The 18,150-nt window shown below is 71.0% G+C and carries 20 protein-coding genes; 4 read left to right on the top strand and 16 right to left on the bottom strand.

The window, feature by feature from the left end; genetic code table 11:
- Positions 1-87 precede the first annotated feature (87 nt).
- The 6 genes from chvE to ACX80K_RS14450 form a co-directional block, all read right to left on the bottom strand.
- On the bottom strand, positions 88-1,203 hold the full coding sequence (gene chvE / locus ACX80K_RS14425) for a multiple monosaccharide ABC transporter substrate-binding protein (RefSeq protein WP_459272587.1): 1,116 nt from the start codon (positions 1,201-1,203) through the stop codon (positions 88-90).
- A 57-nt stretch (positions 1,204-1,260) separates the two neighbouring features.
- On the bottom strand, positions 1,261-2,775 hold the full coding sequence (araA, locus tag ACX80K_RS14430; protein WP_459272588.1) for an L-arabinose isomerase: 1,515 nt from the start codon (positions 2,773-2,775) through the stop codon (positions 1,261-1,263).
- Complete coding sequence (locus ACX80K_RS14435; RefSeq protein WP_459272589.1) at positions 2,772-3,485, bottom strand: L-ribulose-5-phosphate 4-epimerase; 714 nt, start codon at positions 3,483-3,485, stop codon at positions 2,772-2,774. The genes araA and ACX80K_RS14435 overlap by 4 nt, the downstream gene beginning before the upstream one ends.
- Complete coding sequence (araB, locus tag ACX80K_RS14440) at positions 3,482-5,200, bottom strand: ribulokinase (protein WP_459272590.1); 1,719 nt, start codon at positions 5,198-5,200, stop codon at positions 3,482-3,484. Before araB ends, ACX80K_RS14435 begins: the two co-directional genes overlap by 4 nt.
- Before the next feature lie 117 nt (positions 5,201-5,317).
- On the bottom strand, positions 5,318-6,385 hold the full coding sequence (locus ACX80K_RS14445; RefSeq protein WP_459272616.1) for a LacI family DNA-binding transcriptional regulator: 1,068 nt from the start codon (positions 6,383-6,385) through the stop codon (positions 5,318-5,320).
- A gap of 40 nt (positions 6,386-6,425) precedes the next feature.
- Positions 6,426-7,232, bottom strand: a complete 807-nt coding sequence (locus tag ACX80K_RS14450; RefSeq protein WP_459272591.1) for a carbon-nitrogen hydrolase family protein — start codon at positions 7,230-7,232, stop codon at positions 6,426-6,428.
- An 81-nt stretch (positions 7,233-7,313) separates the two neighbouring features.
- Between ACX80K_RS14450 and ACX80K_RS14455 the strand changes: the two genes are divergently transcribed.
- Together ACX80K_RS14455 and ACX80K_RS14460 are read left to right on the top strand one after the other, a co-directional pair.
- On the top strand, positions 7,314-7,820 hold the full coding sequence (locus ACX80K_RS14455; protein WP_459272592.1) for a DUF427 domain-containing protein: 507 nt from the start codon (positions 7,314-7,316) through the stop codon (positions 7,818-7,820).
- 120 nt (positions 7,821-7,940) lie between these two features.
- Entirely contained in the window at positions 7,941-8,720 is a 780-nt protein-coding gene (locus ACX80K_RS14460; RefSeq protein WP_459272593.1) for a SurA N-terminal domain-containing protein, read from the top strand.
- Between the two features lie 82 nt (positions 8,721-8,802).
- Here ACX80K_RS14460 and ACX80K_RS14465 read toward each other — a convergent pair whose 3' ends face one another.
- On the bottom strand, positions 8,803-10,092 hold the full coding sequence (locus tag ACX80K_RS14465) for an adenylosuccinate synthase (protein WP_459272594.1): 1,290 nt from the start codon (positions 10,090-10,092) through the stop codon (positions 8,803-8,805).
- A 243-nt stretch (positions 10,093-10,335) separates the two neighbouring features.
- Here ACX80K_RS14465 and ACX80K_RS14470 point away from each other — a divergent pair, with 243 nt between their 5' ends.
- The gene (locus ACX80K_RS14470) at positions 10,336-10,935 is read left to right on the top strand and encodes a hypothetical protein (RefSeq protein WP_459272595.1); all 600 of its coding nucleotides are present in this window, start codon (positions 10,336-10,338) and stop codon (positions 10,933-10,935) included.
- A 93-nt stretch (positions 10,936-11,028) separates the two neighbouring features.
- Here the strand turns inward: ACX80K_RS14470 and ACX80K_RS14475 are convergent, their stop codons facing one another.
- The 7 genes from ACX80K_RS14475 to ACX80K_RS14505 form a co-directional block, all read right to left on the bottom strand.
- Positions 11,029-11,907 (bottom strand): oxygenase MpaB family protein, encoded by an 879-nt coding sequence (locus tag ACX80K_RS14475; protein ID WP_459272596.1) that lies wholly within the window; start codon positions 11,905-11,907, stop codon positions 11,029-11,031.
- Positions 11,904-12,212: a helix-turn-helix domain-containing protein gene (locus ACX80K_RS14480; RefSeq protein WP_459272597.1), complete on the bottom strand. Its 309-nt coding sequence runs from the start codon at positions 12,210-12,212 to the stop codon at positions 11,904-11,906. Before ACX80K_RS14480 ends, ACX80K_RS14475 begins: the two co-directional genes overlap by 4 nt.
- Positions 12,212-12,709, bottom strand: coding sequence for a DUF2975 domain-containing protein (locus ACX80K_RS14485; RefSeq protein ID WP_459272598.1), 498 nt, complete (start codon positions 12,707-12,709; stop codon positions 12,212-12,214). The genes ACX80K_RS14480 and ACX80K_RS14485 overlap by 1 nt, the downstream gene beginning before the upstream one ends.
- 171 nt (positions 12,710-12,880) lie before the next feature.
- Complete coding sequence (locus ACX80K_RS14490; RefSeq protein WP_104180526.1) at positions 12,881-13,084, bottom strand: helix-turn-helix domain-containing protein; 204 nt, start codon at positions 13,082-13,084, stop codon at positions 12,881-12,883.
- A gap of 268 nt (positions 13,085-13,352) precedes the next feature.
- A complete protein-coding gene (locus ACX80K_RS14495; protein WP_459272599.1) occupies positions 13,353-13,772 on the bottom strand; it encodes a DUF3151 domain-containing protein in 420 nt (139 codons plus the stop codon).
- A 2-nt stretch (positions 13,773-13,774) separates the two neighbouring features.
- Entirely contained in the window at positions 13,775-14,794 is a 1,020-nt protein-coding gene (fbaA, locus tag ACX80K_RS14500; RefSeq protein WP_459272600.1) for a class II fructose-bisphosphate aldolase, read from the bottom strand.
- Between the two features lie 98 nt (positions 14,795-14,892).
- Positions 14,893-15,552: a TrmH family RNA methyltransferase gene (locus ACX80K_RS14505; RefSeq protein ID WP_459272601.1), complete on the bottom strand. Its 660-nt coding sequence runs from the start codon at positions 15,550-15,552 to the stop codon at positions 14,893-14,895.
- A 71-nt stretch (positions 15,553-15,623) separates the two neighbouring features.
- Here ACX80K_RS14505 and ACX80K_RS14510 point away from each other — a divergent pair, with 71 nt between their 5' ends.
- Positions 15,624-16,403 (top strand): HAD-IIA family hydrolase, encoded by a 780-nt coding sequence (locus ACX80K_RS14510; RefSeq protein ID WP_104180522.1) that lies wholly within the window; start codon positions 15,624-15,626, stop codon positions 16,401-16,403.
- Between the two features lie 18 nt (positions 16,404-16,421).
- On the opposite strand, the gene ACX80K_RS14515 is transcribed toward ACX80K_RS14510, so the two are convergent.
- Complete coding sequence (locus ACX80K_RS14515) at positions 16,422-17,423, bottom strand: thioesterase domain-containing protein (RefSeq protein WP_459272602.1); 1,002 nt, start codon at positions 17,421-17,423, stop codon at positions 16,422-16,424.
- A 31-nt stretch (positions 17,424-17,454) separates the two neighbouring features.
- Positions 17,455-18,030, bottom strand: coding sequence for an orotate phosphoribosyltransferase (gene pyrE, locus ACX80K_RS14520; RefSeq protein ID WP_459272603.1), 576 nt, complete (start codon positions 18,028-18,030; stop codon positions 17,455-17,457).
- Positions 18,031-18,150: the final 120 nt, after the last annotated feature.

The raw sequence follows: 18,150 nt of genomic DNA on the forward strand, positions 1-18,150 counted from the left end.
AGGTCCCGGCAGCGGCCGGGCGAGGGCACCTGCGGCTCCGGACCAGCACGGTCCGGAGCCACAGGTGTCAGGGGTGGTGCGGGACGGCTACTTGAGGTCGTCCTCGGTGTAGTAGCCGGTGTCGACGAGTGAGGCCTCGTAGTTGTCCACCGTGACGATCTCGGACTCGAGCAGGTAGGACGGGACCACCTTGACGCCGTTGTCGTACGTCTCGGTGTCGTTGACCTCGGGCTCCTCGCCCTTCATGAGGGCGTCGACCATGGTGACGGCCTGCTTGCCGAGCTCGCGGACGTCCTTGAAGATCGTCGAGTACTGCTCGCCGGCGATGATCGACTTCACCGAGCCGACCTCGGCGTCCTGGCCGGTGACGACGGGGAGGTCGTCCGCGGAGTAGCCGCCGGAGGTCAGGGCGGAGATGATGCCGATGGACAGGCCGTCGTACGGGGAGAGGACACCCTCGAGCTGCTCGCCGCCGCCGACGGTGAGGAGGTCCTCCATGCGGTCCTGCGCCGTGTCGGGCAGCCAGCGCAGGATGGCGGCCTGCTCGAAGTCGGTCTGGCCACTGGGGACGCGCAGCACGCCGCTGTCCAGGTACGGCTGCAGGGTCTTCATGGCGCCGTCCCAGAAGAACGTGGCGTTGTTGTCGTCCGGGCTGCCGGCGAAGAGCTCGACGTCGAACGGCCCTTCCTCGCCCGTCTCCTTGCCCTCGGCGTCGAGGATCCCGAGACCGGTGAGCAGCGAGGTGGCCTGCTGCACGCCGACCTCCTCGTTGTCGAAGGTCGTGTAGTAGTCCACGGTGTCCGAGCCGTTGATGAGGCGGTCGTAGGCGATGACCGGGATGTCCTGCGACTCGGCCTGGTCGAGGACGCTCGTGAGGGTGGTGCCGTCGATCGAGGCGACGACGAGGGCCTTCACGCCGCCGTTGATCATGTTCTCGATCTGCGAGACCTGGGTGGGGATGTCGTCGTTCGCGAACTGGAGGTCCACCTCGTAGCCGAGGTCCTCGAGCTGGCTCTTGACGTTCTCGCCGTCGGCGATCCAGCGCTCGGACTGCTGCGTCGGCATGGCCACGCCGATCTTGGCGCCCTCGTTGGATCCGCCCTCGGCCGCGGCGTCGCCGCCGCCCCTGCTGCCACCGCAGGCGGTGAGGCTGAGGGTGAGGATGCTGGCGGCCGCGATGCCGGCCAGGTATTTCCGATTCATGGTGGAACTTTCTTGTGAGTGGTTTCCGGCAACGGTGCCGGCTTTCAGGAGGAGGTCCTAGAGTTTCTGCGCCAGCCGATAGTAGGCCGCGTTCCAGCGCAGTTCGCGCTGGAAGTCACGGAGTCTCGTGTCGGCGTCGATCCGCAGCAGTTCGACCTCGGCGATCACCGCGAAGTCCTCGAAGACCTCGAGGTCCACGGCGGTGGTGAGGACGGTGTGGTGTGCGGCGCCGGCACTGAGCCAGGCCGCTGCCGACGTCTCGAGGCTGGGCTCCGGCTTCCACACCGCGCGCGCGACCGGCAGGTGGGGCAGCGGGGCGTCCGGCGGGACGACCTCGACGGCGTTCGCCGTGAGGCGGAAGCGGTCCCGCATGTCCGACATCGCGACGACGACGCCGGGACCGGCGTCCGTGTCGAACACGAGGCGGACGGGGTCCTCCCTGCCGCCGATGCCGAGCGCGTGCACTTCGAGGGAGGGCTTCGAGGTGGTCAGGGTGGGGCAGATCTCGAGCATGTGCGCCCCGAGGATCTTCTCCTCCCCGGGCACGAGGTGGTACGTGTAGTCCTCCATGAGGGACGCCCCTCCCGGCAGCCCCGCGCCCATGACCTTCGCCGCCCGGACGAGGACCGCGGTCTTCCAGTCGCCCTCGGCGCCGAAGCCGTAGCCGCGGGCCATGAGCCGCTGCACGGCGAGACCCGGCAGCTGCCGGAGCCCGCCGAGGTCCTCGAAGTTGGTGGTGAAGGCGCCGAAGCCGCCGTCCTCGAGGAAGGACAGCAGCCCGAGTTCCTGGCGCGCCCCGTAGCGCAGCGACTCGTGGCGCTCCCCGCCGCGGCGCAGCTCGGGGACGACGTCGTAGGCCTCCTCGTACTCGGCCACGAGGGCGTCGACGTCGTCCTCGGACTGGGCGTCGACGGCCGCAACGAGGTCGTTGACGCCCCACGTGTTGATCGAGACGCCGAAGCGCAGCTCGGCCTCCGTCTTGTCCCCCTCCGTCACGGCGACGTTGCGCATGTTGTCGCCGAACCGGGCGACCTTCAGCTCGTGGACGGCGGCCCAGCCTGCGGAGGCCCGCTGCCAGGTCGCGACCTTCGCGCAGACGCCCGGATCGGAGACGTGCCCGACGACGGTCTTCCGCGGCACGCCGAGGCGCGTCTGGATGTACCCGAACTCGCGGTCGCCGTGGGCGGCCTGGTTGAGGTTCATGAAGTCGAAGTCGATCTCGCCCCACGGCAGCGCCACGTTGATCTGGGTGTGCAGGTGCAGCAGCGGCTTGCGGAGGGCGTCGAGGCCCGCGATCCACATCTTCGCCGGGCTGAAGGTGTGCATCCAGGCGATCACGCCGATCGCGGCGTCGGTGGCGTTGACCTCGAGCGCCATGCGCCGGATCGAGGCGGAGTCCTTCAGCGTCGGCTTCCAGACCACCTTCACGGGCAGGCCGGAGTCGCCGAGCATCCGGACGATCTCCTGGGACTGCTCCGCGACCTGCTGCAGGGTCTCCTCGCCGTAGAGGTCCTGGCTGCCGGTGAGGAACCAGACTTCGTAGGCGTCGAGGGTGGTGCTGAGGGGGCTCATGCAGGGGCTCCTGGGGTCGAGGACTGACCGTACACGTTCTGGTACCGGTCGAAAAGGGAGTCGACGTGCTCGGGCTCGATGGGCAGGGGCGCCCCGAGCTGACGGGAGATGTGGACGGTGCGCGCCACGTCCTCGAGCATCACGGCGGCCTTGACGGCGTCCTTCGCGTCCCTGCCGATGGTGAACGGCCCGTGGCTCTTCATGAGCACGCCGCGGGAGCGGTGGCCGGTGAGCGTGTCGACGATGCCGCGGCCGATCGAGTCGTCACCGATGACGGCGAAGGGTCCCACGGGGATGTCGCCGCCGAACTCGTCCGCCATGGCGGTGAGGACGCACGGGATCGGCTCGCCGCGTGCCGCCCAGGCCACGGCGTAGGTGGAGTGCGTGTGCACCACGCCCCCGACGTCGGGCATGTGGCGGTAGACGTAGGCGTGCGCGGCCGTGTCGCTCGACGGCGACCGCTCCGATCCCGGGGTGCCCTCGACGACGTTGCCGTCGAGGTCGCAGAGGATCTGGTTGTCGGGCGTCAGCTCGTCGTAGCCGACGCCGGAGGGCTTGATGACGAACAGGTCCGCGCCGGGCACCCGGCCGGAGACGTTGCCGCCCGTCCAGACCACGAGCCCGTAGCGCACGAGTTCGGCGTGCAGTGTCGCGACGTCCTGGCGGACGGTGGTGATGGCGGCCTCGACCGCGGGATCGAACGTGCTCATGCGGTCACGGCCTGCTGCGTGCGGGCCGAGCGCCGGAGCGCCTTCAGCCGGTGCATGACGTCGTTGCCGCCGCGCCCGAAGTAGTCGTGCAGTTCGGTGTATTCGCGGTACAGGGCGTCGTAGGCGGCGGCACGCTCCGGGTCGGGCGTGTAGGCGGCGCGGTCGAGGTGGCCCATCGCCGCGGCGGCGGCGTGGATGTCCTCGTAGGCACCCGCGGCGACGGCGGCGTGGATGGCCGAGCCGAGCGCCGGCCCCTGCGCGCTGCCGATCACGGAGATGGGCATGTCGAGCACGTCCGCATACACCTGAAGGAGGAACGGGTTGCGGATGAGGCCGCCCGCCGCGACGAACTCGGTCACGGGCACGTCCGAGGCGTTGAAGGTCTCGACGATCGTGCGGGTGCCGAACGCGGTCGATTCCAGCAGGGCGCGGTAGACCTCGTGCGGCTTCGTGGCGAGCGTCAGGCCCACGACGATGCCGGAGAGCTCGTGGTCCACGAGCACGGAGCGGTTGCCGGAGTGCCAGTCGAGGGCCACGAGGCCGTGCGCTCCGACGGGCTCGGCCTGGGCCTGCTCGGTCAGGTAATCGTGCACGCTCCGGCCCTGTGCCGCTGCGGCGTCGCGGATCTCCCCGGGCACCTGGTTCGCGACGAACCACGCGAAGATGTCGCCGACGCCGGACTGGCCGGCCTCGTAGCCGTAGAAGCCCTCGACGATGCCGCCGTCCACCACGCCGCACATGCCGGGCACCTCGCCCAGGCGGTCGGAGTTCATGACGTGGCAGGTCGAGGTGCCCATGATCGCGACCATCTGGCCGGGGTCCGTGGCACGGGCGGCAGGCGCGGTGACGTGGGCGTCGACGTTCCCGACGGCGACGGCGATGCCCGCCGGCAGTCCGGTCCACCCCGCGGCCTCCTCGGAGAGGGTCCCCGCCCGCGACGCGAGGGCGCCGATGGTGTGCTCCACCTTCTCGCGGGCGAACCCGGCGAAATCGGGGTTGAGGGCGGCGAGGAAGTCCTCGGACGGGTAGGCGCCGTCCTGGTAGATGCCCTTGTACCCGGCGGTGCAGGCGTTCCGGACGTACTCCCCGGTGAGCTGCCACACGATCCAGTCGGCGGCCTCGACCCAGTGCTCCATGACGTCGTACAGCTCGCGGTCCTCCTCGAGCAGCTGGAGTCCCTTGGCGAACTCCCACTCGCTCGAGATCAGTCCGCCGTAGCGGGGCAGCCACGCCTCGCCGCGCCGGGCGGCGAGCTCGTTGATACGGTTGGCCTGGCCCTGCGCGGCGTGGTGCTTCCACAGCTTCACGTACGCGTGCGGGCGGCCCTCGTAGCCCGGCACCTCGTTGAGGGGCGTCCCGTCGGCGAGGGTGGGCACCATGGTGCAGGCCGTGAAGTCGGTGGCGATGCCGATGACGTCCTGCGGGTCGATGCCGGCTTCCCGCACGGCGGCCGGAACGGCGTCGCGGAGGACGTCGACGTAGTCGGAGGGCACCTGCAGGGCCCACTCGGGTGGGAGCTGCTCACCCGTGGCCGCGAGCACCGAGTCCATGACGGCGTGCGGGTACTCGAGCGTGGCGGCGCCGAGTTCGGCCCCGTCGGAGACGCGGACCACGACGGCGCGCCCCGACAGGGTCCCGTAGTCGACGCCGATGACGTAGGTGGGCCGGCGGGCGTCGGCGGACGTTCCGGATGCGCCCGGGGTGGAGTCACTCAAGGGAAGGACCTCTTCGTTCTTCTCGAGACCGCGAAGCAGTGCTCTGGTGGATCGTCGTCGCGGTATGTGACCGTTCACATTCGCGGATCCCAGTGTGGGGTGCGGAGGTGGGGCGTGTCAACGATCCGGCGGGAGGAACCGCTCGCGGGGTGTCGCGGGCGCCGTCGAGGAGCGGATCACGAGCTCCGGGACGACGTCGGGTACGGCACCGGCGGCCGCGCGGACGCCTGCTCCGGTTCCGTCCTCGCCGATGAGGCCCAGCAGCCGCGCCACGCAGCGCCGGCCCAGTTCCGGGAAGTCCTGCCGGACCGTGGTCAGGGGCGGCCAGTAGTGGGCGGCCTCCGGGACGTCGTCGAAGCCCACCACGCTGACGTCCTCCGGCACACGCCGTCCGTGCTCGCGGAACGCGTGGAGCAGCCCGAGTGCCATCTGGTCGTTCGACGAGAAGATCGCGGTGACACCCGGATCCCCCAGCAGGACGAGCCCCGCGCGGTAGCCCGACTCGGCCGTCCAGTCCCCCGACAGCAGCACCTCCGCCTTCGACCCCCAGGCCTCCATCTCGCCCCGGTACCCCCGCACGCGCGCCTCGGTCTCGAACCAGCCGTCGGGGCCGGCGATGTGCACGATCCGCCGGTGCCCGAGCTGCAGGAGGTGGCGGGTCGCGAGCGCGGCCCCGCCCGACTGGTCGACGGAGAGCCGATGGTCGTCGTGCGCCCGCGCGGAGTGGACCGTCACGAACGGCAGCGTGATGGACAGGCGCTCGATCTCCGTGAGCGTCTGCGTCTGCGGCGCCAGGATGATCAGCCCGTCCACGTTGTGGGCCAGGAGCCGGTCGAGGGCCGCGCGGATGGAGCCGGCCTCCGCGTCGTCGAGGTGCGCGACGTCGACGGCGTACCCCGCCTCGCGCGCGGCGCTGTCGATGGCGTGCAGGCTCGCGGCCGGCCCGTACTCGAAGCCCTTGCTCACGAGCACGCCGATGGTGGTGGACCGGCTGGTGACGAGCGCGCGGGCGGCCCGGTTGGGGCGGAAGCTGAGCTCGTCCATGGCCGCCAGCACGCGGTCGCGGGTCTCGGCCCGGAGGCTCGGATGCCCGTTGATCACGCGGGAGACGGTCTGGTGGGAGACCCCCGCCCTGCGTGCGACGTCGCGGATGTTCGCGGCACGGACGGGGTCCGCCGACCGGATGCGCCGCTCCGCGGAACCGGTCGCCGCGGAGCCCGCCGCGTCAGTGGGAGTCGACAATGGTGTTGTTCTCGCCGAAGCGCCGGTTCCGCAGCACCGGCAGGAACTCACGGACGTCGTCGACCCTGCGGCGTGAGACCTCGGTGGTGACGACGCCGCGCTCCTCGTCCTCGAGGTGGACCTGCGGCACCCCCATGGGATCGATGATGGCGGAGTGGCCGATCGTGTGGCCGCTGGACGTGCCGGCGGCCGCCACCCAGAGCGTGTTCTCGATGGCCCGGGCCTTGAGCAGCGTCTCCCAGTGCTCGATCTTGTGCTCGCCCTTGAACCAGGCCGCCGGCACGCAGAGGAGGTCGGCCCCGGCGTCGGCGAGGGCGCGCGCCTGCTCGGGGAACCGGATGTCGTAGCACGTCAGGAGGCCCACCCGGACGTCGCCGAGCTGGGCGACCGTGATGCCGCCGTCGCCCGGCTTGATGCGCGTGGACTCCTGGTAGCTGAAGGCGTCGTAGAGGTGCAGCTTGCGGTAGGTGTCGACGATCCGGCCCGTCGCGTCGATGAGGACGAGGGTGTTGAAGGGCCGCTCCTCGCCGCTGGGCTCGTAGCCGCCGGCGACGATCCCGAGGGAGTGCTCGGCGGCGATGAAGGACAGCTGCTGCACGAACGAGGTCCAGTTGGCCTCGACCGCCTGCTGGAGCGGGCCCTCGACCGCGCCGATCGAGAACATGGACTCCTCGGGGAAGACGATCAGCTCCGACCCCTGGGAGGAGGCCTCGGCCGCGAGCTCCCGCATGACCGCCAGATTCGCCGGGGTGTCCCCACCCGGCCGGAACTGCCCAACGCTGACCAACATGTTCCCGCCCTCACGTGTGTGCCGTGCCTTTCGACCAGCGTACAGACTCCCCGGACGGCCTGCCGGAGTAGCCTTCTCCCCATGAGGAACCCGATGCAGCGCAAGCGGACCCCGCCCGGGCCCGGCCAGGAGTCCGTGTGGGACTACCCGAGGCCGCCGAGGGTGGAGCGGACGGCGGCGACGATCGAGGTGCGGTTCGGCGGACGGCTGATCGCCACCACGGGCGATGCGGTACGGGTGCTCGAGACGAGCCACCCGCCGGTCTACTACCTGCCGATCCCTGATTTCGCCCCGGGCGTCCTGGTCCCGGTGGAGGGCACCACGCACTGCGAGTTCAAGGGGGCGGCGAGCTACTTCGACGTCGTGGCCGGGTCAGCGCGCAGTCCGCGCGGCGCCTGGACCTACCCCTCGCCCGTGCGCGGCTACGAGGAGCTGGCGACCCGCGCCGCCATCTACCCGTCGCAGATGGACAGCTGCACCGTGGCCGGCGAGACGGTGCAGGCGCAGGAGGGCGATTTCTACGGCGGCTGGATCACGGCGGCGATCGTCGGACCGTTCAAGGGCGGCGCGGGCACCTGGGGCTGGTGAAGCCCCCCCTTCGGTGGCCGCGGGCGTCCAGCTCGCACCAAGGGCGCGGTCGGTGCACGGGCAGGTCGCGATGCTACAGTCGCAGGCTGACCATCGCACGCAACGCAAGGACGGGTCCGCATGACCATCACTCGAACTATCCAGGGACGGCGCCTGCTGGCTGCCGCCTTCATCGGCTCGATCGCGGTCCTCGGCGGCTGCAGCGCCCAGGGCGGGGATCCGGAGGGCTCGGCCGCGTCGAGCGAGGCGTCGGTCGAGTCGGCCGCTCCGGAGGAGGCAGCGCAGCCCGCACCGGATCTCGAGGGCATCCCCGAGGTCGTCGCCGTCGTGAACGGCACGGACATCGGCCGGGAGGACTTCACCACGGCCTATGAGGGGCAGTTCCAGCAGGCGGCGTCGCAGGCCGCGGCCGGCGGTGAGGAGGTCGACCAGGACCAGTTGAGGACGACCGTGGCGGACAACCTCGTCAGCAGCGAGCTGCTGCGCCAGGAAGCGGACAAGCGCGGCATCGAGGCGACGGCGGAAGCCAGGACCGCCGCGATCGACACGCTCCTCGCGTCGAGCCAGCTGGGCTCGGAGGAGGAGCTGCGGGCAGCCTTCGCCGAGCAGGGCCTCGACGATGCCGCGTTCGACACCCAGCTGGACAACCAGGTGAAGCTCGACGCGCTGCTGGCCGAGGAGGCCGGCGACACGAAGCCCACGGATCAGGAGATCCAGGAGACGTACGACGCCGCCGTCGCCCAGCAGGCGGCCAGCGGCGAGACCGCGACGCCGATCCCTCCGCTCGAGGAGGTGCGCCCGCAGATCGAGGAGCAGCTAGCGGGCGAGAAGACCTCCGAGGCGGCACAGTCCCTGATCGGGGAGCTCCGCGAGGGCGCCGACATCACGGTCAATCTGTAGGACGGCCGCCGGGCCGGGACCCCGGCTCCGACACGGCGACGGCCCCCGGATCCGGATCCGGGGGCCGTCGTCGCGGGCGGTGTCAGCCGCCGATGAGGTCGTTCACCACGATGGTCTGGTCGCGGTCCGGGCCGACACCGATGGCGGAGAAGCGGGTGCCGGAGAGCTTCTCGAGCGCCCGCACGTAGGTCTGCGCGTTGTCCGGCAGGTCCTCGATGGTCCGGGCCCCCGTGATGTCCTCGGTCCAGCCGTCGAAGTGCTCGAAGATCGGCTTGGCGTGATGGAACTCGGTCTGCGTCATGGGCATCTCGTCGTGCCGCACGCCGTCGACGTCGTACGCGACGCACACGGGGATGCTCTCGATGCCCGTCAGGACGTCGAGCTTGGTCACGAAGTAGTCGGTGAACCCGTTGACGCGCGAGGCGTGGCGCGCCAGGACGGCGTCGTACCAGCCGCAGCGGCGCGGACGGCCCGTGTTGACGCCGAACTCACCGCCCTTGGTCTGCAGGTACATGCCCATGTCGTCGAACAGTTCCGTGGGGAAGGGACCTGCACCCACGCGCGTGGTGTACGCCTTGATGATGCCGATCGAACGGGAGATGCGGGTGGGCCCGATGCCCGAGCCCACGCACGCGCCGCCCGCGGTGGGGTTCGACGACGTCACGAACGGGTAGGTGCCGTGGTCCACGTCGAGGAACGTGGCCTGGCCGCCCTCCATGAGGACCACCTTGCCGGCATCGAGCGCCTCGTTGAGCACGAAGGTGGAGTCGATGACGAGGGGCTTGAGCCGCTCCGCGAAGGACAGGAAGTACTCCACGACCTCCTCGACCTCGACGTCGCGCCGGTTGTAGACCTTCACCAGCAGCTCGTTCTTCTGCTTGAGGGAGCCCTCCACCTTCTGGCGCAGGATCGACTCGTCGAACACGTCCTGGACGCGCAGGCCGAGGCGGGCCACCTTGTCCATGTAGGCGGGACCGATGCCCCGGCCGGTGGTGCCGATGGCGCGCTTGCCGAGGAAACGCTCGGTGACCTTGTCGAGCACCTGGTGGTAGGGCGCGACGAGGTGGGCGTTCGCCGACACGCGCAGCTTCGAGGTGTCCGCGCCGCGGGCCTCGAGTCCGTCGATCTCCTCGAAGAGCGCCTCGAGGTTGATGACGCACCCGTTGCCGATGATCGGGACGGCGTTGGGGCTGAGGATGCCGGCGGGAAGGAGCTTCAGCTCGTACTTCTCGCCGTTGACGACCACGGTGTGCCCGGCGTTGTTCCCGCCGTTCGGCTTCACGACGTAGTCGACCCGGCCGCCCAGCAGGTCCGTGGCCTTGCCCTTGCCCTCGTCGCCCCATTGAGCTCCGACGATCACGATTGCTGGCATGGGATCCTCCCCCATTCGGCACGGGTTCCCGCCGCGCAACCGCGGTAAGGACGCCGTGCATCAGAACGCCCCAACCGGCCGCACGTCGTGCGACCACTGGGGCTCTTACCGTCCGAGTTTAGCCGAGCCGCCCGGGAGGCGCCGCAAAAAGCCGCGGATGGCGACCGCGGGGCCGGGGCGCTCCGGGCGGAGCGTGTGCGGCGCCCGTGGTGGGGCCTGAGGCTCCGCATGCAGAATGGGGGGATGGACCGCTTCGAAGGACACATCGCCGGCATCGGCACCACCTCGGGGACCCGCCTGGTGGTCGGCCGGTGGGCCGCCTCGCCGTTCGGGGCGTTCACGGACGTCATGCTCGAGGACGCCTCCGGCCGGCGGACGCTGCTCGCGCCCGGCAGGGAGATCTCCGACTACGTGCAGGCCACCTACGCGTTCGACGACGTCGTGCTCACGCCCGTCACCTCGACGCTCACGAGCGACCGGCTCGTCGTCGACGCCGGGGACCTGCAGCTCCGTGCCGGGATCGGGGGCGCCACGGTCCTCGGGCGGTTCCTGGGCCTCGTCCCGAAGCGCCTGGCCACACATCCCCGCTGGCTCGCGCTGATCAACCCGGTCGCGTCACGGCTCGTGAAGGGCGTCGCGACGGCCGGGTCCGCCGGGCAGGGACGTACCGAGTACTACGGCGTCACGTCGGCGCGGGCCATCTCCGGCGCGACGGCGACCTGGCGCGGCGCCGATCTCGGCACCCTGGCGCCGGTGCTCCCGCCGGTCCGGTTCGGCTTCAGTTCCGCCCCTCCGCGCCCGCAGCTGGTGTCGGTGACGACGACGATCCGCCGTCCGGGCTGACCGCCCCACCGATCGCCCGACCGATCGGCCGCCCGACAGACCGAGTGCCTGCCCGGCCGTCGGAGGCTACGCCGCCCGGCCGGCCGCCCGACCTCAGCGGTCCACCCGGCCGCCGGCCACCCGGTCCCTCGCGACGCGGTAGTGCGGCCAGTACCGGATCCTCGCCGGCAGCAGGGGGACGGCGAGCCGGGCGGCCCGGCGGGCGACGGCGAACACCACGCGTTCACGCCGTCGCCACGGGAGCGCGTAGGCATCCCGCAGGACGGCCGGCAGCACGCCCGCGGCCAGGACGGAGGGGACGCGGCGGAGTGGCCACGGTACGATCGGCGGCTCGGGCGCGAGGACCTGCCGGGCGATCTGCCTCCCCGCCGCCCCGACGTCGAGCGTGGTGCGGACCTGCTCCGCCAGGTACCGGTCGAGCCCCGCGTAGTCCGGCGGCAGGAGCGCGTCCGGGACGCCGAAGACATGCGCGAGCTGCCGCATGTCCCGGTAGTACGCCTCCCGCTCCGCCGCAGGGACCGGCCGGTGGAAGGCATCGGTCACCTCCAGGGCGGTCCACACGAGCGTCGAGAACACCCAGAGGGCCAGATCCGGATCGGTCGCGCTGTAGGGCGTCCCGACCGGGATCGACCCGCCGCGGACAGGGAGGGTGCCGCGGACGGGCCGGTGCCTGCGGGCCACGTGCCCGGCGGCGGCGCGCACCTGCGCCCGGTCGCCGAACGTGACGGTGAGGACGGCGTCGAGGGTCCCGCGCAGCCGCTGCAGCGGATCGCCCGCGAACCCGCTGTGGGCGCGCACCCCCTCGGCCACCAGCGGATGCGCCACCTGCAGCAGGAGCGCCGCCGGCCCGCCGGCGACGATCAGCCGCTCGCGGGCGATCCACCAGGCGGTCGAGTCGGGTCCGAGGAGGCCCGCGTCGCCGGCGGCACCGGGCCCGGGTGCCGCCGGGAAGAACCGGGACATGCCCTTCATGCGCCCTCCACACGGAGGGCGGCCCTGCTGTCGGTGCCGGCGTGATCCCCGCTCTCGTCCGGAGCATCGTCCGCGGCATCGTCCGCGGCACCGTCCGCGGCGTCGTCGGTCCACTCCAGGAGGTCCCCGGGCTGGCAGCCGAGCACCCGGCACATGGCCTCGAGGGTGCTGAAGCGGACGGCCTTGGCCCGCCCGTTCTTCAGGACGGCCACGTTGGCGGGCGTCAGGCCCACGCGCTCCGCGAATTCGCCCACGCTCATCTTCCGCTTCGCGAGTTCGACGTCGATACGCACCACGATCGGCATCAGATCACCTCGTCCAGTTCGGTGCGCAGCTGGCGGGCCTCGGCGTCCCGGTCCACCGCCTGCGCCAGCAGCGCCCGGAGGACGAGCACGATCAGCGCCACGGCTGCGATCGACACGGCCACTCCGCCGATGAGCAGGACGACCCCGGGTGCCACGGCCTCACCGGGTGCGAGCGCGACGCCGAGCCCGAAGGTCAGCAGGCTGGCCGCCGCGAACGCCCCGATCACCACGTTCACCAGCCGGAAGGCCCCGCCCGAGAACACGGTCTCCCGCCGCACCATGGTCAGGAGCCCCCAGACGCAGACCATCGCCACCTGCAGGGCGAGGATCACCAGCACGGTGAGCACCACGAGCGGCGTCCGGATCAGCGCCACGTCGGGGTCCGCCTGCTCCAGGTCGAGGCCCAGCAACGGCACCATGACCGCCTGGATGACGACGGACCCGGCGAACATCATGCACAGCACGATGCGCAGCGCGAGGACGGTGAGTTTTCCCATGACAGCTCCTTCTACTGATTGTCAGTACGAAGCTATCGTTAATCGACACCTTTCACAACGATGTCGATAGAGGGGTGCATCTCGGTCCGGCACGGCCACGACTCGTGACCTGCCCTGCTGCGCCGTCCTGCGCGCCTGCCGCGGGGACGTCCGCGACGCGCCGTGCAGCGATCAGATCGTGTAGTCGGACCCCGGGTTCGCCGCGTCGATGTAGTCCCGTACCGCGCTCTGCGGCACCCGGTAGGACCGGCCGAACCGGATGCTGTGGATGGTGCCCGACTGCACCATCCGGTAGACGGTCATCTTCGAGACCCGCATCATGGCGGCCACCTCCGCCACCGTGAACAACTGACCCGTACTCGCGCTCGTGGCCATCTCAGCCCCACTTCCATTCGCCTCACCACGGTCTGTGGAGCCTTTAACTCTGGTCGCGCTGGTAACAGCGGCACAAGGAGGAGGACTACTCGTTAATCACCAGCACCATCGAGTACCGTGCGCACCGTCGCTACGCGCGCCGGGCGGGAACGGACAGGCGGGAGCCGCCCGACGACGCGACGCAGTGACCGGGAAACAGGAAGAACGGGCCCGCCGCAGCGGGACCCGTTCTTGCCGCTCCCCCGGAGCCGGGATCGGTCGGGGCCGGTCAGCCCGCGAGCTGTGCGCTCGCCTCGGGGTCGGACTCCCTGAGGAACACCGCGATCCGCTCGGCCTCCTCGATCTCGCCGATGGACGCCGCGGCCCTCCCCAGCGCGTAGAGCGCGCGGAGGAACCCGCGGTTGGGCTCGTGGGAGTACGGGATCGGTCCGGCGCCGCGCCAGCCGCTGCGCCGGAGGGAGTCCAGGCCGCGGTGGTAGCCGGTGCGGGCGTAGGCGTAGGACTCGATGGTCCGCCCCTCGGCGTAGGCCTCGTCCGCGAGGATCGCCCAGACGAGCGACGACGTCGGGTGCTTCGCCGCGAGATCGACGGCCTCGTCGCCCGCCGCGAGGCGCCCGACGACGTCGGGCTCCTCGGGCAGGAGGGTGGGCTCGGGGCCCATCAGGTTCTTGCGGAACTCGTCGGACACGGCTACAGCTTCTTCCCGGCGGACCCGAGGGACGCCGCGGCCTCGACCACCCGGGCGGCGAGGCCGGCCTCGGCGGAGGCGCCCCACACGCGGGGGTCGTAGGTCTTCTTGTTGCCGACCTCGCCGTCGATCTTCAGGACGCCGTCGTAGTTCTTCAGCATGTGGTCCGCGACGGGGCGCGTGAATGCGTACTGGGTGTCGGTGTCGATGTTCATCTTGATGACCCCGTAGGAGACGGCGTCGGCGATCTCCTGCTCCGAGGAGCCGGACCCGCCGTGGAACACGAGGTCGAACGGCTTGTCCTTGCCGATCTTCCGGCCCACCTGGTCCTGGATCTCCTTGAGGATCTCGGGACGGAGCTTCACGCCGCCGGGCTTGTACACGCCGTGGACGTTGCCGAAGGTCAGGGCCGTGATGTAGCGGCCGTGCTCGCCGGCGCCGAGGGCGTCGATGGTCGCCAGGGCGTCGTCCACCGTGGTGTACAGCTTGTCGTTGATGGCGTTCTCGACGCCGTCCTCCTCGCCGCCCACGGTGCCGATCTCGACCTCGAGGATGATCTTCGCCGCGGCGGCGCGGGGCAGGATCTCGCGGGCGATCCGCAGGTTCTCCTCCAGGGTCTCCGCGGAGCCGTCCCACATGTGCGAGTTGAAGACGGGGTCGCGGCCGTTCTTCACGGCGTCCTCCGATGCGGCCAGCAGCGGCAGGACGAAGTCGTCGAGCTTGTCCTTGGGGCAGTGGTCGGTGTGCAGGGCGATGTTGACGTCGTACTTCCTGGCCACCTCCTTGGCGAAGGCCGCGAAACCGAGCGACCCGGCAACCATGTCCTTGACGCTCGCGCCCGACCAGTAGGCGGCGCCGCCCGTGGAGACCTGCACGATGCCGTCGGAGCCTGCCTCGGCGAACCCGCGCATCGCCGCGTTGAGGGTCTGGGAGGACGTCACGTTCACGGCCGGGAACGCGAAGCCGCCCGCCTTCGCTCGGTCGATCATCTCGGCGTAGACATCAGGGGTTGCGATAGGCATACGGACTCCTTAGTGGTGGGACGTGCTGGTTTCATCCTAGCGAGCGGACCTGCCGGTCGCAGGAGGAGCCGCCCGGATGACGGCGGCGGCGGACCTGGTCAGACGTGCTGGCCGAACACGTGCCGGCGCACCCAGCCGTGCATGGCGATCGCCGCGGCCGCCGAGGCGTTGATGGAGCGCGTGGACCCGAACTGGGCGATCGAGAGCGTGGCCTCGGCCGCCTCGTGCACCTCGGGGGTGAGGCCGGGGCCCTCCTGGCCGAAGACGAACACGCAGTGCTCCGGCAGGTCGTAGGTCTCCAGCGGCACCGAGTCCGGGAAGTTGTCGATCCCGATCACCGTGAGCCCCTCTGCTTCCGCCCAGGCCGTGAAGTCGGCCACCGTGGGGTGGTGGCGTACGTGCTGGTAGCGGTCGGTGACCATCGCGCCGCGCCGGTTCCACCGCCGTCGTCCGATGATGTGCACCTCCTTGGCGAGGAAGGCGTTGGCGGTGCGCACGACGGAGCCGATGTTCAGGTCGTGCTGCCAGTTCTCGATCGCCACGTGGAACCCGTGCCGGCGCTCGTCGAGGTCCGCGACGATGGCCTCGTGCGTCCAGTACCGGTACCCGTCGGTGACGTTCCGGGTGTCGCCCGCCGCCAGCAGGCCGGAGTCCCAGTGCTCGCCCTCCGGCCAGTCGCCCTCCCACGGCCCGACGCCGACCGCCGGCGCCTCGGGAGCGGGCAGGACGGGACGGGGGTTCGGCAGGGATTGTTCCACTGTTCAAGCCTAGACGGCGCCGGAAGTGGAAGACTGGCAGCGGACGGTCAACTCCCCCGGAAGGACGCCCCATGCGCGAGAACGAACACATCGAGTGCTGGCTCACCGACATGGACGGCGTGCTGGTGCACGAGAACCATGCCATTCCCGGCGCCGCCGAACTGATCGATCGGTGGGTCGCGACGTCGAAGCGGTTCCTCGTCCTGACCAACAACTCGATCTACACGCCGCGCGACCTCGCCGCACGCCTGAAGGCGTCAGGGCTCGAGATCCCGGAGGAGAACCTCTGGACGTCGGCGCTGGCGACGGCCCAGTTCCTGAAGGACCAGCTGCCGGGAGGCAGGGCGTACGTGATCGGCGAGGCCGGGCTGACCACGGCGCTGCACGAGGCCGGGTTCGTCCTCACCGACACGAACCCGGACTACGTGGTGCTCGGCGAGACCCGCACCTACTCGTTCGAGGCGATCACGAAGGCGGTCCGCCTGATCCTGGAGGGCGCCCGGTTCATCGCCACGAACCCCGACGTGACCGGGCCGTCGAAGGAGGGCCCGCTCCCGGCGACCGGCGCCATCGCGGCGATGATCACGGCCGCGACGAGCCGCGACCCGTACATCGTGGGCAAGCCGAACCCGATGATGTTCCGCTCGGCCATGAACCGGATCGACGCGCACTCGGAGACGACGGCGATGATCGGCGACCGCATGGACACGGACATCATCGCGGGCATGGAGGCGGGGCTGCACACGGTCCTCGTGCTCAGCGGCATCACGCAGCCGGAGGACATCAACGCCTACCCGTTCCGGCCGGCGCAGATCTGCACGTCGGTGGCGGACCTGATCGACCAGGTCTGAGCGGGGCGGCCCGCCCGGTCAGAACGCCCGCTTCGTGCCGCCGCCGCGGGGCACGGGGACGTACTCGCGCTGCACCGCGGCGACGATGCCCTGGTAGATTCCGGGGTTCCACTGCGGACTGGCGTGCGCGGGCAGGGCGCCCTCCGTCACGTGGTCCACGGACACCACGTTGTCGGGCAGTTCCCGCGCCCAGCCGGCGCGGGCCGTCGCGTAGTCGACGACGCCGTCGTCCGGGTTCCCCGCGAACACCACCCTGGTGTCCCCGAGGGACAGCCGGAACCGGGTGACGTCGAAGTGGTAGATGTACGAGGACTCGGACTGGATGAGCTCGCTGCTGGGCGCCAGCGGCGAGAGCTGCTCGAGGGTCTGGTCGACGATCTGGCTCCAGGTGCGCTCGTTCTTGTGGACGATCCGCTCGCCCAGTTCGTAGGTGCCGCGCACGCTGATGGGCACCCGCACCCCGGCCTCGTAGAGCAGCACGACGCCGTCGAACATGCGCTGGTCCCGGACGTCGTAGCGGCTGGACGGGGACGAGTCGAGCAGGATCAGCTCCACGGGGATCCCGCGGTCGCGCAGGCGCGCGGCGACCTCGACGGCCACCATGCCGCCGAAGCTGTGGCCGTAGAAGTAGAGCTTCTCGAGGCGGAAGTTCTCCACGTAGCGGTTCAGGGTGGCCACGATGTTGTTGATGTCGAGGCCACGGTTGGAATACCCCAGCACGGCGAGCTGCGCCCGCCTGGAGAGCACCGGGCGCAGCGAGTTGAGGATCCAGAGGCCCTCCTCCCAGCTGGTCTTGTACCCGGGGAAGAGGATCCAGCGGTCGTCGGGGAACCGGGCCCGTGCCCCGTCGTCGTCGAGCGGGAGGATGCGCGTCTGGTCCCGCTGGGACTGGATGACCCTCGTGAACGCGAGATCGGCGGTCACCACGGCGGCTGCCGCGGAGCCGAGGAGGAAGGACCGGCGGGAGGCTTCACGGAAGTCCTGCGCACGCTGCAGGACCCGGCCGTCGTCGTCCTTCACGTGCCGGTCCCCACGGCCGCCCGGGCGCCGGTCAGGCCAGGCCGAGCTCGTCCTTGCCGAACGCGAAGAGGTACGGCACGCCGGCCTCGGCCTCGATGCGCTCCTTCGACCCGGTGGTGCGGTCCACGATGACCGCGACGGCCTGGACCGCACCGCCGGCGCGGCGCACGCCCTCGACGGCGGTGAGCGCGGAGCCGCCCGTGGTCGAGGTGTCCTCGAGCACGACGACGCGACGGCCCGACACGTCCGGTCCCTCGACCTGGCGGCCCATGCCGTGCGTCTTCTGGCTCTTGCGCACCACGAACGCGTCGATCGGCCGGCCCGCCTGCGCGGCGGCGTGCATGACGGCGGTGCCCACGGGGTCGGCGCCCATCGTCAGGCCGCCGGCCGCCTCGAAGGTGATCCCGGCGTCGTCGAGCAGCCGGAGCATGACCCGGCCCACGAGGGCGGAGGCCTCGTGGTGGAGCGTGATGCGGCGGAGGTCGATGTAGTAGTCGGCCTCGACGCCGCTGGAGAGGGTCACGCGCTCGTGCACGACGGCGAGTTCCCTGATGAGCTCGAGGAGCCGGGTGCGGTCGGTGGTCTGCGCGGGGGTCTCGGCGGTCATGCGGCCAGTCTATCGACGGGCGGGCGGCGTCCTGTCACGCGCCGGGCCCGCTGACGGACTCCCCGCCGCGGCCACGCCGTCCGTGCGCGAGCCGCGGGACCAGCGCCGGATCCCGCTCCT

The sequence above is a fragment of the Arthrobacter sorbitolis genome (assembly GCF_054510995.1).

Coding starts and splice junctions, on each gene's coding strand:
- chvE (WP_459272587.1), bottom strand. CDS start 1,203: ATGAATCGGAAATACCTGGCCGGCATCGCGGCCGCCAGCATCCTCACC.
- araA (WP_459272588.1), bottom strand. CDS start 2,775: ATGAGCCCCCTCAGCACCACCCTCGACGCCTACGAAGTCTGGTTCCTC.
- ACX80K_RS14435 (WP_459272589.1), bottom strand. CDS start 3,485: ATGAGCACGTTCGATCCCGCGGTCGAGGCCGCCATCACCACCGTCCGC.
- ACX80K_RS14450 (WP_459272591.1), bottom strand. CDS start 7,232: ATGTTGGTCAGCGTTGGGCAGTTCCGGCCGGGTGGGGACACCCCGGCG.
- ACX80K_RS14455 (WP_459272592.1), top strand. CDS start 7,314: ATGAGGAACCCGATGCAGCGCAAGCGGACCCCGCCCGGGCCCGGCCAG.
- ACX80K_RS14460 (WP_459272593.1), top strand. CDS start 7,941: ATGACCATCACTCGAACTATCCAGGGACGGCGCCTGCTGGCTGCCGCC.
- ACX80K_RS14465 (WP_459272594.1), bottom strand. CDS start 10,092: ATGCCAGCAATCGTGATCGTCGGAGCTCAATGGGGCGACGAGGGCAAG.
- ACX80K_RS14470 (WP_459272595.1), top strand. CDS start 10,336: ATGGACCGCTTCGAAGGACACATCGCCGGCATCGGCACCACCTCGGGG.
- ACX80K_RS14475 (WP_459272596.1), bottom strand. CDS start 11,907: ATGAAGGGCATGTCCCGGTTCTTCCCGGCGGCACCCGGGCCCGGTGCC.
- ACX80K_RS14480 (WP_459272597.1), bottom strand. CDS start 12,212: ATGCCGATCGTGGTGCGTATCGACGTCGAACTCGCGAAGCGGAAGATG.
- ACX80K_RS14485 (WP_459272598.1), bottom strand. CDS start 12,709: ATGGGAAAACTCACCGTCCTCGCGCTGCGCATCGTGCTGTGCATGATG.
- ACX80K_RS14490 (WP_104180526.1), bottom strand. CDS start 13,084: ATGGCCACGAGCGCGAGTACGGGTCAGTTGTTCACGGTGGCGGAGGTG.
- fbaA (WP_459272600.1), bottom strand. CDS start 14,794: ATGCCTATCGCAACCCCTGATGTCTACGCCGAGATGATCGACCGAGCG.
- ACX80K_RS14510 (WP_104180522.1), top strand. CDS start 15,624: ATGCGCGAGAACGAACACATCGAGTGCTGGCTCACCGACATGGACGGC.
- pyrE (WP_459272603.1), bottom strand. CDS start 18,030: ATGACCGCCGAGACCCCCGCGCAGACCACCGACCGCACCCGGCTCCTC.